The organism is Mesorhizobium sp. WSM1497, assembly GCF_001672455.2.
GTDB classification, from domain to species: Bacteria; Pseudomonadota; Alphaproteobacteria; order Rhizobiales; family Rhizobiaceae; genus Mesorhizobium; species Mesorhizobium ciceri.
The window spans coordinates 1,357,567-1,377,518 of record NZ_CP021070.1 but is presented as its reverse complement, the minus strand read 5'-3'; the positions used below and the strand labels follow the sequence as shown (position 1 = coordinate 1,377,518).

Annotated in this window: 17 protein-coding genes and 1 riboswitch; of the genes, 8 read left to right on the top strand and 9 right to left on the bottom strand. The window is 62.7% G+C overall.

What is annotated here, in order from left to right; genetic code table 11:
* Positions 1–3: 3 nt before the first annotated feature.
* A complete protein-coding gene (thiB, locus tag A9K65_RS06745) occupies positions 4–1,002 on the bottom strand; it encodes a thiamine ABC transporter substrate binding subunit (protein ID WP_064995901.1) in 999 nt (332 codons plus the stop codon).
* A 43-nt stretch (positions 1,003–1,045) separates the two neighbouring features.
* A riboswitch (TPP riboswitch) is annotated at positions 1,046–1,160 on the bottom strand.
* 87 nt (positions 1,161–1,247) lie between these two features.
* Here thiB and A9K65_RS06740 point away from each other — a divergent pair.
* From A9K65_RS06740 to A9K65_RS06725, 4 genes are all read left to right on the top strand, one after another.
* Positions 1,248–1,907: a thiamine diphosphokinase gene (locus A9K65_RS06740; RefSeq protein WP_027162509.1), complete on the top strand. Its 660-nt coding sequence runs from the start codon at positions 1,248–1,250 to the stop codon at positions 1,905–1,907.
* Position 1,908: 1 nt separating this feature from the next.
* The gene (locus tag A9K65_RS06735) at positions 1,909–3,729 is read left to right on the top strand and encodes an ABC-F family ATP-binding cassette domain-containing protein (protein ID WP_013529166.1); all 1,821 of its coding nucleotides are present in this window, start codon (positions 1,909–1,911) and stop codon (positions 3,727–3,729) included.
* 168 nt (positions 3,730–3,897) lie between these two features.
* Positions 3,898–4,140 (top strand): type II toxin-antitoxin system CcdA family antitoxin, encoded by a 243-nt coding sequence (locus A9K65_RS06730; RefSeq protein ID WP_063170355.1) that lies wholly within the window; start codon positions 3,898–3,900, stop codon positions 4,138–4,140.
* Positions 4,140–4,439, top strand: coding sequence for a CcdB family protein (locus A9K65_RS06725; protein WP_064995902.1), 300 nt, complete (start codon positions 4,140–4,142; stop codon positions 4,437–4,439). The genes A9K65_RS06730 and A9K65_RS06725 overlap by 1 nt, the downstream gene beginning before the upstream one ends.
* An 18-nt stretch (positions 4,440–4,457) precedes the next feature.
* Here the strand turns inward: A9K65_RS06725 and A9K65_RS06720 are convergent, their stop codons facing one another.
* Together A9K65_RS06720 and A9K65_RS06715 are read right to left on the bottom strand one after the other, a co-directional pair.
* A complete protein-coding gene (locus A9K65_RS06720; protein ID WP_013529163.1) occupies positions 4,458–6,116 on the bottom strand; it encodes a hypothetical protein in 1,659 nt (552 codons plus the stop codon).
* A 75-nt stretch (positions 6,117–6,191) separates the two neighbouring features.
* Entirely contained in the window at positions 6,192–7,490 is a 1,299-nt protein-coding gene (locus A9K65_RS06715; protein WP_064995903.1) for an adenylosuccinate synthase, read from the bottom strand.
* Positions 7,491–7,698: 208 nt separating this feature from the next.
* Between A9K65_RS06715 and A9K65_RS06710 the strand changes: the two genes are divergently transcribed.
* Together A9K65_RS06710 and A9K65_RS06705 are read left to right on the top strand one after the other, a co-directional pair.
* Positions 7,699–8,604 (top strand): DMT family transporter, encoded by a 906-nt coding sequence (locus tag A9K65_RS06710; protein ID WP_064995904.1) that lies wholly within the window; start codon positions 7,699–7,701, stop codon positions 8,602–8,604.
* Positions 8,605–8,753: 149 nt separating this feature from the next.
* Positions 8,754–9,218: a DUF2231 domain-containing protein gene (locus A9K65_RS06705; RefSeq protein ID WP_013529160.1), complete on the top strand. Its 465-nt coding sequence runs from the start codon at positions 8,754–8,756 to the stop codon at positions 9,216–9,218.
* 57 nt (positions 9,219–9,275) lie between these two features.
* Here A9K65_RS06705 and serA read toward each other — a convergent pair whose 3' ends face one another.
* The 5 genes from serA to glmM all read right to left on the bottom strand — a co-directional run bounded on the left by serA (position 9,276) and on the right by glmM (position 15,818).
* On the bottom strand, positions 9,276–10,877 hold the full coding sequence (serA, locus tag A9K65_RS06700; RefSeq protein WP_013529159.1) for a phosphoglycerate dehydrogenase: 1,602 nt from the start codon (positions 10,875–10,877) through the stop codon (positions 9,276–9,278).
* Between the two features lie 67 nt (positions 10,878–10,944).
* Positions 10,945–12,120, bottom strand: coding sequence for a phosphoserine transaminase (locus A9K65_RS06695; RefSeq protein ID WP_064995905.1), 1,176 nt, complete (start codon positions 12,118–12,120; stop codon positions 10,945–10,947).
* A gap of 201 nt (positions 12,121–12,321) precedes the next feature.
* Positions 12,322–13,161 (bottom strand): outer membrane beta-barrel protein, encoded by an 840-nt coding sequence (locus A9K65_RS06690; protein ID WP_318011902.1) that lies wholly within the window; start codon positions 13,159–13,161, stop codon positions 12,322–12,324.
* Positions 13,162–13,379: 218 nt separating this feature from the next.
* A complete protein-coding gene (locus tag A9K65_RS06685) occupies positions 13,380–14,216 on the bottom strand; it encodes an outer membrane protein (protein WP_027162513.1) in 837 nt (278 codons plus the stop codon).
* A 249-nt stretch (positions 14,217–14,465) separates the two neighbouring features.
* Entirely contained in the window at positions 14,466–15,818 is a 1,353-nt protein-coding gene (gene glmM / locus A9K65_RS06680) for a phosphoglucosamine mutase (RefSeq protein WP_064995906.1), read from the bottom strand.
* A gap of 368 nt (positions 15,819–16,186) precedes the next feature.
* Between glmM and A9K65_RS06675 the strand changes: the two genes are divergently transcribed.
* Together A9K65_RS06675 and A9K65_RS06670 are read left to right on the top strand one after the other, a co-directional pair.
* Positions 16,187–17,020: a hypothetical protein gene (locus A9K65_RS06675; protein WP_064995907.1), complete on the top strand. Its 834-nt coding sequence runs from the start codon at positions 16,187–16,189 to the stop codon at positions 17,018–17,020.
* 241 nt (positions 17,021–17,261) lie between these two features.
* Positions 17,262–17,714: a hypothetical protein gene (locus tag A9K65_RS06670; protein ID WP_013529153.1), complete on the top strand. Its 453-nt coding sequence runs from the start codon at positions 17,262–17,264 to the stop codon at positions 17,712–17,714.
* 241 nt (positions 17,715–17,955) lie between these two features.
* On the opposite strand, the gene ftsH is transcribed toward A9K65_RS06670, so the two are convergent.
* Positions 17,956–19,884 carry an ATP-dependent zinc metalloprotease FtsH gene (ftsH, locus tag A9K65_RS06665; RefSeq protein ID WP_013529152.1) on the bottom strand — a complete coding sequence of 643 codons (1,929 nt, stop codon included), beginning with the start codon at positions 19,882–19,884 and terminating at the stop codon, positions 17,956–17,958.
* Positions 19,885–19,952 lie beyond the last annotated feature (68 nt).

Genomic DNA, 19,952 nt, shown 5'->3' with positions numbered 1-19,952 from the left:
TGCCTACTTGCTCATCGCCGCCAGCCATTCATCGACCCAGGCCTTGCGGTTGGCAGAGACCTCTTGCGGGCTGAACAGCAAGGTCTTCGTTGGCTTGACCAGTTTGTCGAAGGCCGAATTGAGCGGCTTGTCGGTCTTGCCTGCCGGGAACATCCAGTTGGTCTCGGGGATGGCATCCTGGAATTTCGGCCCGGTCATGAAGGCCATGAACTTGGCCGCCAGCGGATTCTTGGCTCCTGTCGTGGTGATACCCGCCACCTCGATCTGCAGATACTCGCCCTCCTCGAAGGAGGCCGCCTGGTAGCGCTCCGTGTTCTCGGCGACCATGTGGTAGGCTGGCGACGTCGTGTAGGACAGCACCATCGGCGCCTCGCCCTTGGTGAACAGCCCATAGGCCTCGCTCCAGCCCGGCGTCACGGTCAGCACCTTGGCCTTGAGCTTGGCCCAGGCCTCGGGTGCCTTGTCGCCATAGACCGACTTGACCCAAAGAAGCAGGCCGAGGCCTGGCGTCGAGGTGCGCGGATCCTGGATGACGATCTTGTCGTTGGCACTGCCTTCGATCAGCTCCTTCAGGCTCTTCGGCGGCGTCTTCATCTTCTGCGTGTCGTAGACGACAGCGAAATAGCCGTAGTCGAAGGGGACAAAAGTGTCGTCGCTCCAGCCGCCCGGCACACTGACATCCGTCACCGCGCCATGCGGCGCGAACAAGCCTGACGCCTTGGCATCGGCGGTGAGATTGGTATCCAGGCCAAGCACGATATCGGCCTTGGTCGATGCGCCTTCCAATCTGACGCGGTTGAGCAGCGCGACGCCATCGGCGACCGAGACGAAGTCGACGTCGCAGCCGCATTCGGCCTCGAACTCCTTCTTCACCACGGGACCCGGACCCCAGTCGGCGGTGAAACTCTCATAGGTGTAGACGGTGAGCTTGTCCTTGGCCAAGGCGGGCCCGGACAAGGCCACGACCGTTGCTGAAACAAGAGCGTATAAAAGCGTGCGCATCGGCGCCTCCTTCGTTTGAATTGAAAGGAATTGAGGCGTCGGACTGTCCGAAACGTCTAATCCCTCCGCCGGTACAAACCGGATCAGGTTCAGCGGGTTGGCGAGACTGCCTCTCAGCCGGTCCGCGAAGATCGCGTCCGGCACCCCGTTAGAGCGTTTCGACACATAGGCCGGGCCGATCCGCCATGCAAGCGGGAGTTTGCCGCCTTCCGTTTCCCGTGCCGGGCTGGTAAGGGCCACACGATATGAGCACATTCACCATCCTGCTTGGCGGCGATCTCATCCGTACGCCACGGCTCGACCGTCAGGTCAAAGGCTCCCGCGTCATCGCCGCCGACGCCGGCATCGGTCATGCGCGGTTGCTGGGTCTCGTGCCGGAGCTGTGGGTGGGTGATTTCGATTCGGTGCCGGCCAACCTGCCGGACGATCTCGCTTCCGTGCCGCGCCGGACCTTCCCGGCGGAAAAGGACCAGACCGATGGCGAACTTGCCGTCGCCGCGGCACTGGAGCGCGGCGCGACCCGCCTGGTGCTGGCTGGCGCCTTTGGCGGCAAGCGCGCCGACCACGCTTTTCTGCATCTGTCGCTCGCCCTGCGGCTGGCGGAGGCTGGAACGGACGTGCTTTTGACCAGCGGCGCTCAGGAAGGCATCCCCCTGCTGCGCGGAACGGCCGGCTTCGACTATGCCGACGGCACGCTGTTTTCGGTGCTCGGCTTTTCCGAGCTCGACGGCCTGACCGTCACCGGCGCCAAATGGCCGCTCGCTCACGTCAAGGTGGCGTTCGGTTCGTCGCTGACCATTTCCAACGAGGTCAAGTCCGACAAGACCGGGGGCCGCCTCGAAATCGCGCTCGGCCATGGCCGCGCGATGCTGCTCGCTCATCCCTATCCCTTACCTGAAAGCTGACATGGCCCCGCCCCTTCTCAACCTCGACGGGATAAAACTGACCTTCGGCGGCACGCCGCTGCTCGATGGCGCCGCCTTGACGGCTTCGGCCGGCGACAAGATCGCGCTGGTCGGCCGCAACGGGTCCGGCAAGTCGACCCTGCTGAAGATCGCCGCCGGCCTGATCGAGCCGCAGGACGGCGAAGTGTTCCGCCAGCCTTCGGCGACCGTCCGCTATTTGCCGCAGATGCCCGACATGGAAGGTTTTGCCACTGTCCGCGCCTATGTCGAGGCCGGGCTTGGCCCCGCCGACGATCCCTACCGCGCCAGCTATCTGATGGAGCATCTCGGCCTGTCGGGTGAGGAACGTCCGAACGACCTGTCGGGCGGCGAGGCGAGGCGCGCCGCCCTTGCCCGCGTCATGGCGCCGGAGCCCGATATCCTGCTGCTCGATGAGCCGACCAACCATCTCGACCTCTCGGTCATCGAATGGCTGGAAGAAGAACTCATCCGCACCTCCTCGGCGCTGATCGTCATCTCGCACGACCGCCGCTTCCTCGAACGCGTGTCGCGCGCCACGGTCTGGCTCGATCGCGGCCAGACCCGCAGGCTGGACAAGGGCTTCGGCCATTTCGAGGAATGGCGCGACCTGGTTCTGGAGGAAGAAGAACGCGAGCAGCACAAGCTCGGCCGCCAGATCGTTCGCGAAGAGCATTGGCTGCGCTACGGCGTGACGGCGCGGCGCAAGCGCAACATGCGCCGGCTCGGCGAGTTGCAGACCATGCGTCAGCGTTTTCGCGGTCATCGCGGAGCCGAAGGGTCGGCGACCATGGTGGCGAGCGACGCCACCGAGTCCGGCAAGCTGGTGATCGAGGCGAAAAACATCGAAAAGAGCTTTGGCGATCTCACCGTGGTCAAGGCGTTTTCGACCCGCATCCAGCGTGGCGATCGCGTTGGCCTGGTCGGGCCGAACGGCGCCGGCAAGACCACGCTCTTGAAGATGCTGACCGGCGAGATGAAGCCGGACGCCGGCTCGGTGCGGCTCGGCACCAATCTGGAGATCGCCACGCTCGACCAGAAGCGCGAGGCGGTCGACCCGCAGGAGACGCTGGCACAATATCTCACCGATGGGCGCGGCGAGAACCTCGTCATCAATGGCGAGCAGCGCCACGTGGTCTCCTACATGAAGGATTTCCTGTTCAAGCCCGAGCAGGCGCGCACGCCGGTGCGCGAGTTGTCCGGCGGCGAGCGGGCGCGGCTCTTGCTGGCGCGCGTGCTGGCGCGGCCCGCAAACCTTCTGGTGCTCGATGAGCCGACCAACGATCTCGACATGGAGACGCTTGAACTGCTGCAGGAACTGGTCGCCGGTTTCGCCGGCACCGTCATCCTGGTCAGCCACGACCGCGATTTCCTCGACCGCACCGTGACCAGCCTGATCGCGCCGGATGGTGAAGGCCGCTGGATCGAATATGCCGGTGGCTACTCCGACATGCTGGCGCAGCGCGGCGGCACGAAGCTGGACGACCGCAAGGCGCGGGCGAGAGCCGAAAATGGCGAGGCGCCCGCGTCAGGCAAGAGCGAAGCCGCCGCGCCAAAAGTGCCGGCGAAGAAACTGTCGTTCAAGCAGAAATTCGCACTGGAATCCCTGCCGAAGAAAATCGAAGCTGTGATGGCCTCTATCTCGCGGCTGGAGAACAACATCGCCGATCCGGCCTATTACGAGCGCGATCCGGCCTCGTTCCAGAAAACCATCGCCGCCCTCGACAAGGAGCGCGCCACGCTGGCCGCGCTCGAGGAAGAATGGCTGGAACTGGAGATGTTGCGCGAGGAGATGGAGGGGTGAGGAGTGTTTCGGCCGTAGGCCGATCAATCGACGACGATTTGTCGATTGAAGCGACGAACGCCCGGAGCCATAGCGAAAGGGGCCGAGCGCCCCTACCTGCAGCTAGAACCGCCTGATTGCCTCCATACAGAAATGCGCATATATTATGCGCATGTTGCGGAGGCTATTATGCGCAAAATTGCCTTGAGTGCGACCCGTCAGCCAGCAAATCTGTCGATCGATTCGAACCTCATGAGGGAAGCCAAGGGACTTGACGTGAATGTCTCGCGCGCTGCGGAGGCCGGCATCGCGGAGGCGGTGGCTGCCGAAAAAACGCGACTGTGGAAGCTTGAGAACCGCGCCACGATGGACGCGTGGAACGACTATATCGAGAAACATGGCATCCCGCTGGAAGAGTACCGGCAGTTCTGATGCCCCGCTATGATGTCTTCGCCGGTCGCATCGAAGGCAGCTATTTGCTCGACGTTCAGTCAGAGCTGCTCGACAATTTCAAGACGCGGGTGGTCGTGCCGCTTCTGCCGGTCGCAATAGTGCCACCGCCGATGCGAAAGCTTCATCCGATTTTTGAGATCAACGGTCGAAAGCTCGTTATGGCAACACACCTGGTTGCCACCGTTTCGGCCAGCGAATTAGGCGAAAGTCGGCTGAACCTGATCAAGCACCACGACGACATCGTCGCTGCGCTCGACATGCTGTTCCAGGGCTTCTGAACGGCGGCTACAGCGTTCTCAGCCTGCCGTCTTGGCCTGCCAGGCCTTGATTGCCTCGTCGAACACCTTCTCTCCGGGAATGCCCTTTTCCATGGTCAGCAACGCCCGCCGTCCGGTCTTGTAGACCACCGGCACGTCGATCCAGTCCTGGCCGCGCAACAAGGTCATGTTGGCGTCTTCGTCGGCCTTGGTGTCGTTGAGCGCAACGAGGAAGAAGCCGTCGGCAATCTTGGCCGGAATGCCGATCAGCGGGCTGCCGGCATCCTGCTCCGAAGCCTTCATGGCAACGCGCAGGATGTTGTCGACACCGCCGCCCTCGAAACCGTCGGGCGTCAGGAAGATCATCTCGATGATGTGGCTGGCCGGCAGCGTCTGGTCGGTGTTGCGGCGGATGGTCATGCGCAACTGGATGTCCTTGCCGGGAATGGTCGCCTCGGCGCGGATCGCCGGCTCCGGCGGCAGGTCGCCACCGGGCGATTCCTGCACCAGCGACCAGACGATGTTGCCGGGCTCGGCGGAGCCCTGGGCGGTGCTGGTGCGCTCCTCATAGAAGATCGCCTTCTGGCCGACAGGCAGAGCGGCTTCCGCAGGCGCAGCCGCCGGCGCGGGCGGCGCGGCACCTGCCGGTGCTGGCGGCGTGCCGGCAGCACCGGCCGGCGCTGCAGGCGCTGCTCCGTTGGCAGGCGGCGTTGCGGGGGCGGCATCTGTCGCCGGAGGCGTAGTCGCGGCAGGCGTACCGGCGGCCGGTGCGGAAATCGCCGGTGCGTTCGTGGCCGAGGGCGGGGTGGTCAGCGCCGCGACCGATTCGCCTTCGCCGATGCCGCTTTGGCCACCGGCCGGACCCGGGTCGACTTCACCACCCTGCGGTGTCAGCCGCTGGGTGAATTTCGTGCTTTCGGCTTCCGTGCCGCCAGCCGCGGGCGCCGGCGGCGCTGCCGCGGCATCGGTTGCCGGCTTGGCCGGCGCCGGCTTCACGGGTTCGGTTTTCGCTACCTGATTGCCGCCAAGCCCCAGCATCTTGCCGAAGGCGTCCTTGTTCAGCCAGATGCCGTAGCCGCCGCCGGCAACGACCAGCAGTGCGACGACGGCCGCGATCAGCCCGCCATAGCTGCGCTTGCGCTCGGCGGGACGCAGGCGCTGGAAGGTGTCCTGTACCGGCTCTTCATTGTCTTCGTTGCTGGAAAAGACATCGGCCTCGTCGTCCGCCTCCTCGGCGTTCATGCCTGGAAGAGGCGTGTCGGCGCGAGCCGGCTGGGCAGGCGCCGGCGTCGATCTTTGCCAGCTTGGCTCGACCTTGGCGGCAGGCGGCGGCGCGGGTTGATAGGGCTCGGGCTTGGCGACGGGCGGTGCCGGCCAGGCCGATTCCGCCTTCGCCGGCTGCCTCGTATGGCTTGGCTGGTTCTTGTTGCGATCGATCGACGAAAAGATGTGTTCCAGCTCCGCGAGCGGGTCGGTCTCCGGCACGCTCTTGGCATAATCGCGCTCGACGCTTGTAATGGCGTCTTCCAGCGAACGCATCTGCGTGGCTATGGCTTCGGGAGCCCACGGCGGCGAACGTTCACCAAGCTTCTTCGCCAGCATGGTGCGAACGCTGGCATAGATGCGCGTACGCTTTTCCGGCGTCTCGTCGCCATGCTTGTCGAGCGCGTTTTTCAGAATAGCAACGAAATCTGCCATGCTTCAGTCGACCTGTATTTTGCTTCCGCGTCGGCCCCCGCAAATCAGCCGCGATGCCCGGAAAGGCTTCAGAAACTAGTCTTGAAACGGATCGGTCACAAGTATCGTGTCGTCGCGTTCCGGGCTGGTGGAAAGGAGCGCGACCGGTGCGCCGATGAGCTCCTCGATGTAGCGGACATACTTGACCGCCTGGGCCGGCAGATCATTCCAGCTGCGCGCGCCGGCAGTGGTGCCTTTCCAGCCCTCGAGCGTCTCGTAGACCGGTTCGACACGTGCCTGCGCGCCCTGGCTGGCCGGCAGATAATCGATCATCTCGCCGTCGAGACGGTAACCGGTGCAGACCTTGATCTCGTCCAGCCCGTCAAGCACGTCGAGCTTGGTCAGCGCGATGCCCTTGATGCCGTTGACCGCGACGGCCTGGCGCACCAGCACCGCGTCGAACCAGCCGCAGCGGCGCTTGCGACCGGTGACGACGCCGAATTCATGGCCGCGCGTGCCGAGGAATTCGCCGACCTCGTTCTTCTGCTCGGTCGGGAACGGACCCTCGCCGACGCGTGTCGTATAGGCCTTGGTGATGCCGAGCACATAGCCGATGGCGCCCGGGCCAACGCCGGAGCCGGCGGCAGCCTGTCCGGCAACCGTGTTCGACGAGGTCACGAACGGATAGGTGCCGTGGTCGATATCGAGCAGTGTGCCCTGCGCGCCCTCGAACAGGATGCGCTCGCCAGCCCGGCGCTTGTCGTCGAGGATCTTCCAGACCCGGTCCATATAGGGCAGGATGTCGTCGGCGACCGAGGTTAGTTCCTGCATGATCGCGTCATGCGTGACTTCCGCATGACCAAGCCCGCGACGCAGCGCATTGTGGTGCGTCAGCAGCCTGTCGACTTTCAAGGGCAGTGTTTCCAAATCCGCCAAATCCATCACCCTGACCGCGCGCCGGCCCACCTTGTCCTCATAGGCGGGGCCGATGCCGCGACGGGTCGTGCCAATCTTCGTCCCGGAATTGGATGCGGCGTCCTCACGAAATCCGTCCAGCTCTCGATGCAGGGACAGGATAAGCGCTGTGTTTTCGGCTATTTTCAGGCGATCCGGCGCCACTTCGACACCTTGCGCCTTGAGTTTTGCCACCTCGGCGACGAAAGCGTGCGGGTCGAACACGACGCCATTGCCGATGATGGACAGCTTGCCCTGGCGCACGACGCCCGACGGAAGCAACGACAGCTTGTAGATCTTGCCGTCGACGACCAGCGTATGGCCGGCATTGTGGCCGCCCTGGAAACGCACCACGACATCGGCGCGCTCCGACAGCCAGTCGACGATCTTGCCCTTGCCTTCGTCACCCCACTGCGAGCCGACGACCACCACATTGGCCATGTTTCTTTTCCCTTGAGACGCCGCCAAGCGGCTTGAATATGGTTCGAAACGACAGGCCTCTATAACGTCAAGACCTCGCGAGCGCGACCTTTCTTTGCCGTCGAAAATGCCCTGAGGCACAACAATTTTCGGCTTTGACATCATTTACTTGGGCGAGCGAGGGCAATAGGCCGGCAAACACCGCAGCTCCGGCGACTGGAATCCCGCGATGCATCGAAGCGCCTACATATTCCTGCTGCTCACCACCTTGCTTTGGGGTGGAAATTCGGTGGCCGGCAAGCTGGCGGTCGATCACGTCTCGCCGATGACGCTGGTCTTCCTGCGCTGGGTGCTGGCCGTGGCGATCATGCTGCCCATCGGCTGGAAGACCATCCAGAAGGACTGGCCGATGGTCCGCAAGCACTGGTTCGTGCTGGTCGCCCTCGGCGCCAGCGGCTTCACCCTGTTCAACACCATCTTCTACACGGCGCTCAACTACACGACAGCGATCAATGTCTCGATCGAACAGGCGGCGATGCCGATCCTGATCATGACTGCCAATTTCGTCTTCTTCCGCCTGCGCGTGAACTGGGCGCAGATTGTCGGCGTCGTGCTGACCATCGCCGGCGTGATCCTCACCGCCTGCCATGGCGACCCGCGCCGGCTGTTGACGCTGGAACTCAATTTCGGTGACGCCATCATGCTGGTCGCCGTCTTTCTCTACAGCGGCTATTCGGTGGGGTTGCGGCTGAAGCCGGTGATGCACTGGCAGAGCCTGATGCTGGCCCTGTCGTTTTCGGCACTCGTCACCTCGTTGCCGTTCTTCCTGTGGGAGGTCCTCGCCGGCAAGGTCATCATGCCCGACGCGCGCGGCTGGACCGTCATCGTCTATACGGCGATCGGCGCCTCGGTCGTTTCGCAGATCTTCTACATCAGGGGCAACGAGCTGATCGGCGCCAACCGCGCCGGCCTGTTCATCAATCTGGTGCCGATCTTCGGCACGCTGCTGTCGGTGCTGATCGTCGGCGAGACGTTCCAGCTCTATCAGGCGCTGGCCTTGGTGCTCGTGCTGGGCGGCATCGGGCTTGCCGAATACAGCGGGCGCAAGATGGCAATGGCGGACCACCGCGGATGACATTTGGCGGCTGACGCCCTCCGCCGTCGCGGCAACGCGAACGGCCTGGACTTCGCCAATGGCGCGGAAACAGCGGCATGAATCCTGCCGCGTCCCCTACTTGGAACATTTCACCTCCAGCGGAGTTTGAACGCCAGGGAGGCGACATGATGAGCCACAACCCTCGCAGCACGGCAAGCATTGCTGGTCACCCTATCCACCCGATGCTGATTCCGTTTCCGATTGCCTTTTTTGTCGGCACCTTCGTTTGCGACCTTATCTTCTGGCGAACAGCCGATCCCGGATGGGTCACCGGGTCGCTTTGGCTTCTCGGCGCAGGCCTGATCATGGCTGCCCTGGCTGCGCTTGCTGGCTTGACGGATGTTCTCGGCGATGTTCAGGTCCGCAATCTCACGACGGCATGGCTCCATGCCGGCGGCAATGTGCTCGTCGTGTTGATCGAGCTTTACAACTGGTACTCGCGGTATGCCGGCGGAGCGGCGGCCGTGATGCCAACCGGCATCGTCCTATCGCTGATCGTGGTTCTCATCTTGCTGTTTACGGGCTGGAAGGGCTGGGAACTGGTCTACCGACATCGCGTGGGTGTCTCCGATGGCTCGGATGAGTTGACATGAACCGGCCGCCGCGGCGGCCGGCGTCAACGAGGTGGGTCGGCGACCGCCTGTCCTCAATCACATCGCGTTGACGTCGAACTGCAGCCGCTTGGCCGAGTCGATCGACTTGTGCGCCTTGACCTTTTCCAGCACGGCTTCCGGGAACGGCGCGTCGAGATAGAGCAGCGCTATGGCATCGCCGCCCGGCCGGTTGCGGCCGAGCTGGAAGTTGGCGATGTTGACGCCATTCTCGCCGCAGACGGTGCCGAGCAGGCCGATGATGCCCGGCGCGTCCGCATTGGTGGTGTAGAGCATGTGCTGGCCGACCTCGGCATCGAGGTTGATGCCCTTGATCTGGATGAAGCGTGGCTTGCCATCCGAGAAGCATGTGCCGGCGATCGAGCGCGTCATGTGCTCGGTCTTCACCGTCAGCTTGATATAGCCGTCGAACACGCCCGACTTGTCGCGCTTGACCTCGGCCACGATGATGCCGCGCTCCTTCACCATGATCGGCGCCGACACCATGTTGACGTCCGAGACCTGAGGCCGGATCAGCCCGGCGAGTGCTGCACTGATCAGCGCGCGCGTGTTCATCGTCGCGGTCGAGCCGTCGAACAGGATCTCCACCTCCTTGATCGGATCCTCGGTGACCTGGCCGACAAAGGCGCCGAGCACCTCGGCGAGCTTGACGAACGGCTTCAGCCGCGGCGCCTCCTCGGCGGTGATCGACGGCATGTTGATGGCGTTGGAGACGGCGCCCTTGATCAGATAGTCGGCCATCTGCTCGGCAACCTGCAGCGCGACATTCTCCTGGGCCTCCGTCGTCGAGGCGCCGAGATGCGGCGTCGCCACCACATTCTCCATGCCGAACAGTTCGTTGTTCGCGGCCGGTTCGACCTCGAAGACGTCGACGCCGGCGCCGGCCACCTTGCCGCTCTTCAGCGCTGCGACCAGATCGGCCTCGACGATCAGACCGCCGCGTGCGCAATTGATGATGCGCACGCCCTTCTTCATCTTGGCGATCGCCGCGGCATCGATGATGTTGCGCGTCTTGTCGGTCAGCGGCGTGTGCAGGGTGATGAAATCGGCGCGGGCGAACAGCTCGTCGAGCTCGACCTTGTCGACGCCAAGCTCCTCGGCACGGCTGTCCGACAGGAACGGATCGAAGGCGATGACGTGCATCTTGAGGCCAACGCCGCGCGTCGCGACGATCGAACCGATGTTGCCGCAGCCGATGACGCCCAGCGTCTTGCCGGTGATCTCGACGCCCATGAAGCGGTTCTTTTCCCATTTGCCGGCATGGGTCGAGGCGTTGGCTTCAGGGATCTGGCGCGCCAGCGCAAAGATCATCGCCACCGCATGTTCGGCTGTGGTGATCGAGTTGCCGAAGGGCGTGTTCATCACGATGATGCCCTTGCGGCTTGCCGCCGGGATATCGACATTGTCGACGCCGATGCCGGCGCGGCCGATGACTTTGAGATTGGTAGCGGCGTTGATCAGCTTTTCGGTGACCTTGGTCGCCGAGCGGATGGCGAGGCCATCATACTGGCCGATCACTTCGGCGAGCTTATCCTTGTCCTTGCCGAGATCGGGCAGATAGTCGACCTCGACGCCACGATCCTTGAAGATTTGCACGGCGGTGGGGGAGAGTTTGTCTGAGACGAGAACGCGGGGCGCCATGGCGGCCTCCTTGAAATGGATTTGATCCTGATGGGAGTGGGCGGCCCGAAGGCCGCCGCGAACGATCTCAGGCCGCCGCTTTGAGCGACGCCTTCTGTGCGGCGAATGCCCAGTCGAGCCAGGGCAGCAGCGCTTCGAGATCCGACGTCTCGACCGTCGCGCCGCACCAGATGCGCAGGCCGGGCGGTGCGTCGCGATAGGCACCGATATCATAGGCGACGCCTTCCTTGTCGAGCACCGACACCAGCCCCTTGGCGAAGGCCGCCTGCCCGTCGGCATCGAGCGCGGACACGTCCGGATCGGTGAAGGACAGGCAGACGGACGTGTTCGACCGTGTCGCCGGCTGGACGGCGAGATGACCGAGCCAGGAGGACTTGCCGACAAAGCGATCGAGGACGGCCGCATTGGCATCCGCCCTGGCGATCAGCGCGTCGAGGCCGCCGGTCGACTTCGCCCAGTTGAGCGCATCGAGGTAATCCTCGACGCACAGCATTGAGGGCGTGTTGATGGTCTCGCCCTTGAAGATACCTTCGATCAGCTTGCCGCCTGAGGTCAGGCGGAAAATTTTCGGCAGCGGCCATGAGGGCTTGTAGGTTTCCAGCCGCTCGACGGCGCGAGGCGACAGGATCAGCATGCCGTGAGCGCCCTCGCCGCCCAGCACCTTTTGCCAGGAGAAAGTGACGACATCGAGTTTTTCGAAGTCGAGCCTCTGCGCGAATGCGGCGGAAGTCGCATCGCAGACGGTCAGGCCCTTGCGGTCCGCGGGAATGAAATCGCCGTTCGGCACGCGAACGCCCGACGTGGTGCCGTTCCAGGTGAACACCACATCGCGGTCGAAATCGATCTTGGTGAGATCAGGCAGCTCGCCGTAGCCGGCTTCGATCTTGCGCACGTCGGCGAGCTTCAATTGCTTGACCACGTCGGTGACCCAGCCGGAGCCAAAGCTCTCCCAGGCGACCATGTCGACACCGCGCTCGCCGAGCAGCGACCACAGCGCCATCTCGACCGCACCGGTGTCCGACGCCGGCACGATGCCGATGCGGTAACCCGCCGGGACCTGGAGAATCTCCCGCGTCAGCTCGATCGCCTGTTCGAGCTTGGTCCTGCCGATCTTGGCGCGGTGGGAACGGCCGAGCGCGGCAGCCTTCAGCGCCTCGACCGACCAGCCGGGGCGCTTTGCGCAGGGACCTGAGGAGAAATTGGGGTTTGCCGGACGGAGTCCGGGCTTCGTATGCGTCGTCATCGTGGTCTATCCTTCCAGATAGTGGCCCCTCGTTGGGGAGGGGTGGCCCACGGACGGCGATATTCGTTCGGGCTTCAGGCGTCAAGAGGAAAGTTTTTGTCGTTGCCGGGATACCGGCGATCCTGATCAGGATGTCGTGACTTCAAACGCAAACGGCGGACCCCGAAAGATCCGCCGTCCTGGTCCTCGTACTCGCCGCGCCTACCAGAGATCGTAGCGTAGCCCGACCTTGACCTGATGATAATCGAGCCCCTTTTTGAACTCAGGGTTGCCGACAGCGTCTGCTGTCACGTATTTCGCGGAAGGCAGAGCCGTGTATTGATAGCCGACATCGACTGCAACATTCTTGCTGACCTGATAAGCAAAGCCGGCGCCGAGCGTATAGGCGAAGCTGAACTGCTTCTCCGACTGCGTCGTCCCATCATAGCCGTTTGGATCGTCGCATTCAAAGATGGTCGTGGTTGTACCTGATGTTGTCGATGAATTCTGACAGTTGCGAGCGCCTTGAGCGTACTTGTAGGTGCTGTACGCTATGCCGACACCGCCTCCGACATAGGGCGTGAAGCCGACATAAGTGCCCAGGTCGACAAAGGCGCTGGCCATCACATCGTAGGCCTTGTTGTTGCCGTCGTTGGAGCCTTCGCATCCACGGGTGCTTGGGCCGGCGAACGCGCTTGTGCTGCCACCGCTGGTGACAGTCACCGTCTGCGTTCCATCGCAAGTACTGTCGAATTTGCTGGCGAATTTGCTTGTCGGCAGCAGACCGAAATTCAATTCACCACGGAAGTAATCGTTGAAATGGTAGCCCATACCTATCGAACCAGACAGCGGGCTGGTATCCGTAACCAGACCGGCCGGAGTTTCCGAAAATTCATAGGGCTTGTTGAAGGCATAGCCGAGATCACCGCGCAGATACCAGCCGGAGCCGACCTCGACCGGGACGTAGTCGGGCGCCTGGTCGACATAGATCGGCGGATCGTAGTCGGCCGCGTGCACCGGCGTCAGCGGCAGGAGGGCTAGTGCACCGAGCGCCAGCGCCATACGCGATGTAAGTTTCATGGTCCCCGACTCCCGAATTTGGCGCAGCCCGCAATCGCAGCGGCAGCCATCGTTTCAAGGAGCATTGTTAACCATAGTGGTTAAGTGCCGGTTAAGGCTAACAGACCGTTAGCGAATTCATTTCCGAGTGCTCATGGCCCAAACGAAAACCGCCCGGCTTGAGGCCGGGCGGTTCGTGGAAAATTCAAGCAATAGGGGAGTTACTTGGTGTAGATCGGCTCGGGTTCGGGCTGGTAGGCAACGACCGGCGCGGCGCAACCGTTGTTGCCACCGAACTGGTAACGCAGGCCACCGCGCACTTCGTGTGTGTTGATGCCACGATCGAAGCCGGGACCGGAGCTGGTGATGTTCCAGTCGAACATGCGGCCGCCCTGGATATGGGAGAAGCGGTAGCCGGCATCGAGAATGATCTTGTCGGTCAGGCAGTACGAAGCGCCGGCCATCAGACCGTAGGCGAAACGCCAGCTTGATCTGCCGGGATTGAACTCGGTGGTGTTCGGGTCGTAGACATCATCCCACTTGACGCGGGCGCCGCCGATGCCGGCGCCAACGTAAGGCGTGATGCCGTGATAGGTGCCGAGATCGACATAGGCGTTGGCAAGTAGCAGCAGGGCGCTCATCTTCGACACTTCGGTCGATGTTCCGTTGATATCCGAGGTGCCGCCGTTGAAGTTCGACTTGAACCAGTAGTCGGCGGTCAAATCGGTCCGGAAGTGGTCGTTGATCTTGTAACCAACGCCGGCACCGAGCGAGAACCCGCCCTTGAGCTTGCCGAAATCGAAACTTCTGGTGCCGGGCGTGACCGTACAATTACATTGATCGATGGTGTAGGTCATATAGTCGATGCCGCGCACGGTCGACTTGTGATAGTCGATGTCGCCGCGGATATACCAGCCGCCGACTTCTACCGGCTGCTCGTAGACGGCCTGAGGCGGAGCCTCTTCGACGATCGGTTCCGGCAGGTCGGCCGCGAACAACGGCCCCGCCAGGCCTGCGAACAGTAAGGCGAGCAGGGCCTTTCTTGCTGTCTTGAACATGCTTGTCACCCCTGAGAAGCTCGGAACGGCAAACCCGCCCGAAATGCGATTGGCTTTCAGTCGTGGATAATGAATTGCAAAGGTTAAAAGGCGTTTAACCCTGTTGCTTAACCACGAATCTCGAAACTTCTGGGAACCGGCGCGAGATTTCCGAACAGCGAACAGACTGGGAGCCGACAAGAAAAAGCCCGCCGAAAGGCGGGCCTTGGACAGGTTCAGGCGACGACGTCCTGCCGGGCGCTGTGGGGGTCAGGCGGCGCTGCGCGTTTCCGAGATGATGTCCACGATGCCATTCACCACGGACTCGACCAGTTGCGGGTCGTCGCCCTCGGCCATCACGCGGATCAGCGGCTCTGTCCCGGATGGCCGGATAACCAGCCGTCCGGTCTTGCCGAGCCGGTTACGCGCGTCTTCGATGGCGGCCTTGACCGGCGCCTCCTCGAGCGGCTTGCCGCCGGAAATGTGAACGTTCTTCAGGAGTTGCGGCACGGGTTCGAATTTCTTCGACAGTTCGCTGACCGGCCGGCCCTGCCGCTTGATGCAGGCCAGCACCTGCAGCGCCGAAACCAGGCCGTCGCCGGTGGTCGAAAAGTCGGACAGCACGATATGACCCGACTGTTCGCCGCCGACATTCAAGCCATGCGCGCGCATATGCTCGACGACATAACGGTCGCCGACCTTGGTGCGGTGCAATTGCAGCTTCATGTCGCCGAGGAAGCGTTCGAGGCCCAGATTGGACATGACGGTTGAGACGACACCGCCGCCGGCAAGCCGCCCGCTCTGGTGCCAGGATTCGGCGATCAGCGCCATGATCTGGTCACCATCGACGATCGCGCCGTTTTCATCGACGATGACGACGCGATCGGCGTCGCCGTCGAGCGCGATGCCGATATCGGCGCGCACTTCGTGCACCTTCTTTTGCAGGCCGGCCGGGTGGGTCGAGCCGCATTCCTTGTTGATGTTGAAGCCGTTGGGCTCGACATTGATGGAGACGACTTCGGCGCCCAGTTCCCACAGCGCCTCGGGCGCCACCTTGTAGGCCGCACCATTGGCGCAATCGACGACGATCCTCAAGCCCGCGAGCGACATCGAGCGCGGCAAGGTGCGCTTGGCGAATTCGATGTAGCGGTCATGCACGCCGTCGACGCGCTTGGCGCGGCCAAGCCCGTCGGAATCGGCGAGCGCCAGTTCGATATCCCTGTCGAGCATGCTCTCGATGCGCTCCTCGATCTCGTCGGAGAGCTTGTAGCCGTCGGGTCCGAACAGCTTGATGCCGTTGTCGTAGTAGGGGTTGTGCGAGGCCGAGATCATGACGCCGATATCGGCGCGCAGCGAACGCACCAGCATGGCGACAGCCGGCGTCGGGATCGGGCCGAGCAGGAACACGTCCATGCCGGCGGCACAAAGACCGGCGACCATGGCATTCTCGATCATATAACCGGAAAGTCTGGTGTCCTTGCCGAGCACGACACGATGTCGATGGCTGCCGCGCTGGAAGGAAAGGCCGGCGGCCATGCCGACCCGCATCGCGATTTCAGCGGTCATCGGAAACTTGTTGGCGCGTCCGCGAATGCCGTCCGTGCCGAAATAATTCCCTGCCATGCCAGTCAGCTTCCTCGACGTTTCTTCCCCGGCACGTCATGCCACAAGTGGCCAGGGCGCTATGATCACATTGTGTGATTATACGTTACCAATCCTTAGAAAACCATTGTTGTGCACTGCACACAACGTGGCCGCAACCTGACATGCCCAGACTGCCATGCTGCAATATTCAAGTCATTCGAGCCTTTCAGCGCGGATGCACCAGGAAAATCTTGCTCTGAACCAGGCAACGGACAACGATTTCATCACCTTATCGGGAGAAGCCGATTTTCGGCGATATATACGCCACTTAGCATCTGGCGCAACCGACCGTTGAGCGTTATTGATTTGCAGGGACGTATCATGGGCTGCTGCAACGGAGAAACGCTATGCTCATCCACCGACTTGCCACTTTGACCGGCCTCGCCGTCGCGACCTTGTTCCTGGCCGCGCCAGCCAACGCACTGACGATGGCCGAGTGCAGCACGAAGTATAACGCCGCCAAGGATGCGGGGACACTGGCCGGAGCGACCTGGAACCAGTTCCGCAAGGCTCAGTGCGGCACCGACGCCGCAGCGACGACCGACGCCAAGCCGGCCGATGCCAAGAAAGCGACCGACACCACGAAGGCTGCCGCGGCGGACGACAGCACGGCCAAGGGCCTGACGGCGAAGGAATGCAGCACCAAGTATCAGGCGGCGAAGGCTGCCGGCACGCTGAACGGCATGAAGTGGAACGACTTCCGCAAATCCGAATGCGCCGCCGGTGCATCCGCCGCTGCCGCCGCCAAGCCGGCGACCACCAAGGCCGCCGCGGCTCCCGCCGCTCCCGCAGACAATGGCGGCAAGGGTCTGAGCATGGCCGAATGCAGCACCAAGTATCAGGCCGCCAAGACGGCCAACACGCTGAACGGCATGAAGTGGAACGACTTCCGCAAGACCGAGTGCGGCGCAGCCGCCTCGGATGACGACACCGTGCCGGCCGCCGACGAGGCGAGCTACACCAAGGAGCCGGCGAAGCCGACGACGGCTGCGCCCAAGGGCGTCAAGTTCCCGTCCGCGATCTCGGCGAAATATGCCAGCGAGACCCCCGGAAAGGGCCGCATGCACACCTGCCTCGACCAGTACTATGTCCTCAAGGACGCCAACGCGCTCGGCGGCCTGAAGTGGATCCAGAAGGGCGGCGGCTTCTACAGCCTGTGCAATGCCAAGCTGAAGGGCTGATCGCTTAGCCATAGTCTCCAAACAAAGGCCCGCGCATCGCAAGATGCGCGGGCCTTTTTTGTTGCGCGAAGACGCACACTGCCTTGCTCGCATCTGCATGTCGCCGGCTGCCGGCATCATCAATTCGCCTACACTGCCCACCGCCAAGCTCATCGGTAGTCCGTAAAGATTCTGGTTGAACATATAGAGAACAAACCATATACAAAAAGACGTCAAACTTATTATCAACCAGGAGGGTCTTATGCACGGTTTGAAATTGGCGGTATTGGCTGCGACCGCATTTGTCGCTTGGAGCGTCGCCCCCGCAAGCGCACTGACGATGAAGGAATGCGGCGAGACCTATCGAACAGCCAAGGAAGGCGGCACTCTGAACGGCATGGACTGGACGGCTTTTCGCAAGGAGAAGTGCGCGACATCAGCAGCGGACAGTGTCAGCGAGGATACGGTCAAAACCGAGCCGCAGACGAAAAAAGAAACCAGCGCGGCGGTCGCCCCCACTGTAGCGCCCGCGGGCGTGACATTTCCGACCACGCTGGCCGCCGAGTTCAAGACCGAAAAGCCCGCGAAGGCGCGCATGAAGACCTGTCTCCAGGGCTACCATGGCAACAAGGACGCGGGCACGTTGAACGGCCTTCGCTGGATCCAGAAGGGCGGCGGTTATTACAGCCTGTGCAATGCCAAGCTGAAGAGCTGAGCGACAAGACATCTGAAGAAGAGAAGGCCTGCGAACCGCAGGGTTCGCGGGCCTTTTTGTTGCCTTCGAGGGCACGCCAGCGGCGACGTTACCAATCTCCCCCTTGTGGGGGAGATTGGCTACCACCTAGAGCCAATCGTCACCGTCGCAGATGCGAGGTCGCGGACAACTCCTCCCCAACGCCAAAAACAAAAAACGCCGCGGAGCAAGCCGCGGCGTTCGATGAAATCGGTGGCCGAACTCAGCTCGACGGCTGTGGTTCCATACCGCCTTCGGGCTCAGGACCCTTCTTGCGGCGGCCGCCGGACTTCGGCACGGCCGAGCCACGACTTGGCGGCGTATCGTCGCCGAGGTCGCGTGCGGGCTTGTGGCCGGCGATCAACTGCTTGATCTCCTCGCCGGACAGCGTCTCGTATTCCAGCAGGCCCTGCGCCAGCGCGATCCATTCCTTCTTCTTCTTGGTCAGGATGGACTTCGCCGACGAATAGGCCTCATCGATCAGGCGGCGCACTTCGGCGTCGATGATCTGCGCCGTTTCTTCCGAGACGTTCTGCGTGCGCGCCACCGAATGGCCAAGGAACACTTCTTCCTGGTTGTCGCCATAGGCGACATGGCCGAGCTTGTCGGAAAAGCCCCAGCGCGTGACCATGGCACGCGCCAGCTTGGTCGCCTGCTCGATATCCGAAGAAGCTCCGGAGGTGATGTTCTCCTTGCCGAACTTGAACTCCTCGGCGACACGGCCGCCCATCATGATGGCGAGCCGCGAGATCATGTATTTGTAGCTCATCGAATAGCGGTCGCCTTCGGGCAACTGCATGACCATGCCGAGCGCACGGCCGCGCGGGATGATGGTGGCCTTGTGCAGCGGATCGGCCGACGGCACGTTGAGCGCGAGGATGGCGTGGCCGGCCTCATGGTAGGCGGTCAGCTCCTTCTCGGCCTGCGTCATGGCCGACGAGCGGCGCTCGGCGCCCATCATGATCTTGTCCTTGGCGTCCTCGAATTCAGCCATGGTGACGAGGCGCTTGTTGCGTCGTGCCGCCATCAGCGCGGATTCGTTGACGAGGTTCATCAGGTCGGCGCCGGAGAAGCCAGGCGTGCCGCGCGCGATCACCTTGAGGTCGACATTGGGCGCCAGCGGCACGTTGCGCACATGCACCTTGAGGATCTTCTCGCGGCCGACGATGTCAGGGTTCGGCACCACGACCTGGCGGTCGAAGCGGCCTGGCCGGAGCAGCGCCGGATCGAGCACGTCGGGCCGGTTGGTGGCTGCGATCAGGATGATGCTTTCGTTGGATTCGAAGCCGTCCATCTCGACCAGCAGCTGGTTCAGCGTCTGCTCGCGTTCGTCATTGCCGCCGCCGAGTCCGGCGCCGCGATGACGGCCGACTGCGTCGATTTCGTCGATGAAGATGATGCAGGGCGCGTTCTTCTTGGCCTGGTCGAACATGTCGCGGACGCGGCTTGCACCGACGCCGACGAACATCTCGACGAAGTCAGAACCGGAAATGGTGAAGAACGGCACATTGGCTTCGCCGGCAACCGAGCGCGCGAGCAGCGTCTTGCCGGTTCCCGGAGGGCCGACGAGCAGCACGCCGCGCGGAATCTTGCCGCCGAGCCGCTGGAACTTCTGCGGATCGCGCAGGAACTCGACGATCTCTTCCAGATCTTCCTTGGCTTCGTCGACGCCGGCAACGTCCTGGAAAGTGACGCGGCCATGCGCTTCGGTGAGCAGCTTGGCCTTCGATTTGCCGAAGCCCATCGCGCGGCCGGAGCCGGACTGCATCTGGCGCATGAAGAATATCCAGACGCCGAGGATGAGGATCATCGGCAGCCAGGAGATCAAATAGCCGAACAGCGAATTGGAACCGTCCGTTTCAGGCCGTGCATTGATGGTGACGTTCTTGTCCTGCAGCCGCGAGACCAGCGAAGGATCGCCGGGCGAATAGGTCTGGAAACCGCTGGAATTGTCGGTGTAGGTGCCGCTGATACGAGCGCCAGCAATGGTCACCGTCTTGACCCGCCCCGCCGCGACATCCTGCAGGAACTGCGAATAAGGCACATCGCTGGAAGCCCCTCGCGTCTGCGGCGTCTGGAACAGATTGAACAGGGCTATGAGCAGGACCGCTATGATCGCCCAGAGCGCGAGGTTGCGATAGTTCGGATTCATCAATTGTCCCGTTGGCGTCCGCGAGGCGGACACGCGTCATGAGAGGAAACTTGCGCCTAACATAGGGA

Excerpts from the sequence above, each read along its gene's own strand:
- thiB (WP_064995901.1), bottom strand. The coding sequence starts at position 1,002 with ATGCGCACGCTTTTATACGCTCTTGTTTCAGCAACGGTCGTGGCCTTG.
- A9K65_RS06740 (WP_027162509.1), top strand. The coding sequence starts at position 1,248 with ATGAGCACATTCACCATCCTGCTTGGCGGCGATCTCATCCGTACGCCA.
- A9K65_RS06735 (WP_013529166.1), top strand. The coding sequence starts at position 1,909 with ATGGCCCCGCCCCTTCTCAACCTCGACGGGATAAAACTGACCTTCGGC.
- A9K65_RS06730 (WP_063170355.1), top strand. The coding sequence starts at position 3,898 with ATGCGCAAAATTGCCTTGAGTGCGACCCGTCAGCCAGCAAATCTGTCG.
- A9K65_RS06725 (WP_064995902.1), top strand. The coding sequence starts at position 4,140 with ATGCCCCGCTATGATGTCTTCGCCGGTCGCATCGAAGGCAGCTATTTG.
- A9K65_RS06720 (WP_013529163.1), bottom strand. The coding sequence starts at position 6,116 with ATGGCAGATTTCGTTGCTATTCTGAAAAACGCGCTCGACAAGCATGGC.
- A9K65_RS06715 (WP_064995903.1), bottom strand. The coding sequence starts at position 7,490 with ATGGCCAATGTGGTGGTCGTCGGCTCGCAGTGGGGTGACGAAGGCAAG.
- A9K65_RS06710 (WP_064995904.1), top strand. The coding sequence starts at position 7,699 with ATGCATCGAAGCGCCTACATATTCCTGCTGCTCACCACCTTGCTTTGG.
- A9K65_RS06705 (WP_013529160.1), top strand. The coding sequence starts at position 8,754 with ATGAGCCACAACCCTCGCAGCACGGCAAGCATTGCTGGTCACCCTATC.
- serA (WP_013529159.1), bottom strand. The coding sequence starts at position 10,877 with ATGGCGCCCCGCGTTCTCGTCTCAGACAAACTCTCCCCCACCGCCGTG.
- A9K65_RS06695 (WP_064995905.1), bottom strand. The coding sequence starts at position 12,120 with ATGACGACGCATACGAAGCCCGGACTCCGTCCGGCAAACCCCAATTTC.
- A9K65_RS06690 (WP_318011902.1), bottom strand. The coding sequence starts at position 13,161 with ATGGCGCTGGCGCTCGGTGCACTAGCCCTCCTGCCGCTGACGCCGGTG.
- A9K65_RS06685 (WP_027162513.1), bottom strand. The coding sequence starts at position 14,216 with ATGTTCAAGACAGCAAGAAAGGCCCTGCTCGCCTTACTGTTCGCAGGC.
- glmM (WP_064995906.1), bottom strand. The coding sequence starts at position 15,818 with ATGGCAGGGAATTATTTCGGCACGGACGGCATTCGCGGACGCGCCAAC.
- A9K65_RS06675 (WP_064995907.1), top strand. The coding sequence starts at position 16,187 with ATGCTCATCCACCGACTTGCCACTTTGACCGGCCTCGCCGTCGCGACC.
- A9K65_RS06670 (WP_013529153.1), top strand. The coding sequence starts at position 17,262 with ATGCACGGTTTGAAATTGGCGGTATTGGCTGCGACCGCATTTGTCGCT.
- ftsH (WP_013529152.1), bottom strand. The coding sequence starts at position 19,884 with ATGAATCCGAACTATCGCAACCTCGCGCTCTGGGCGATCATAGCGGTC.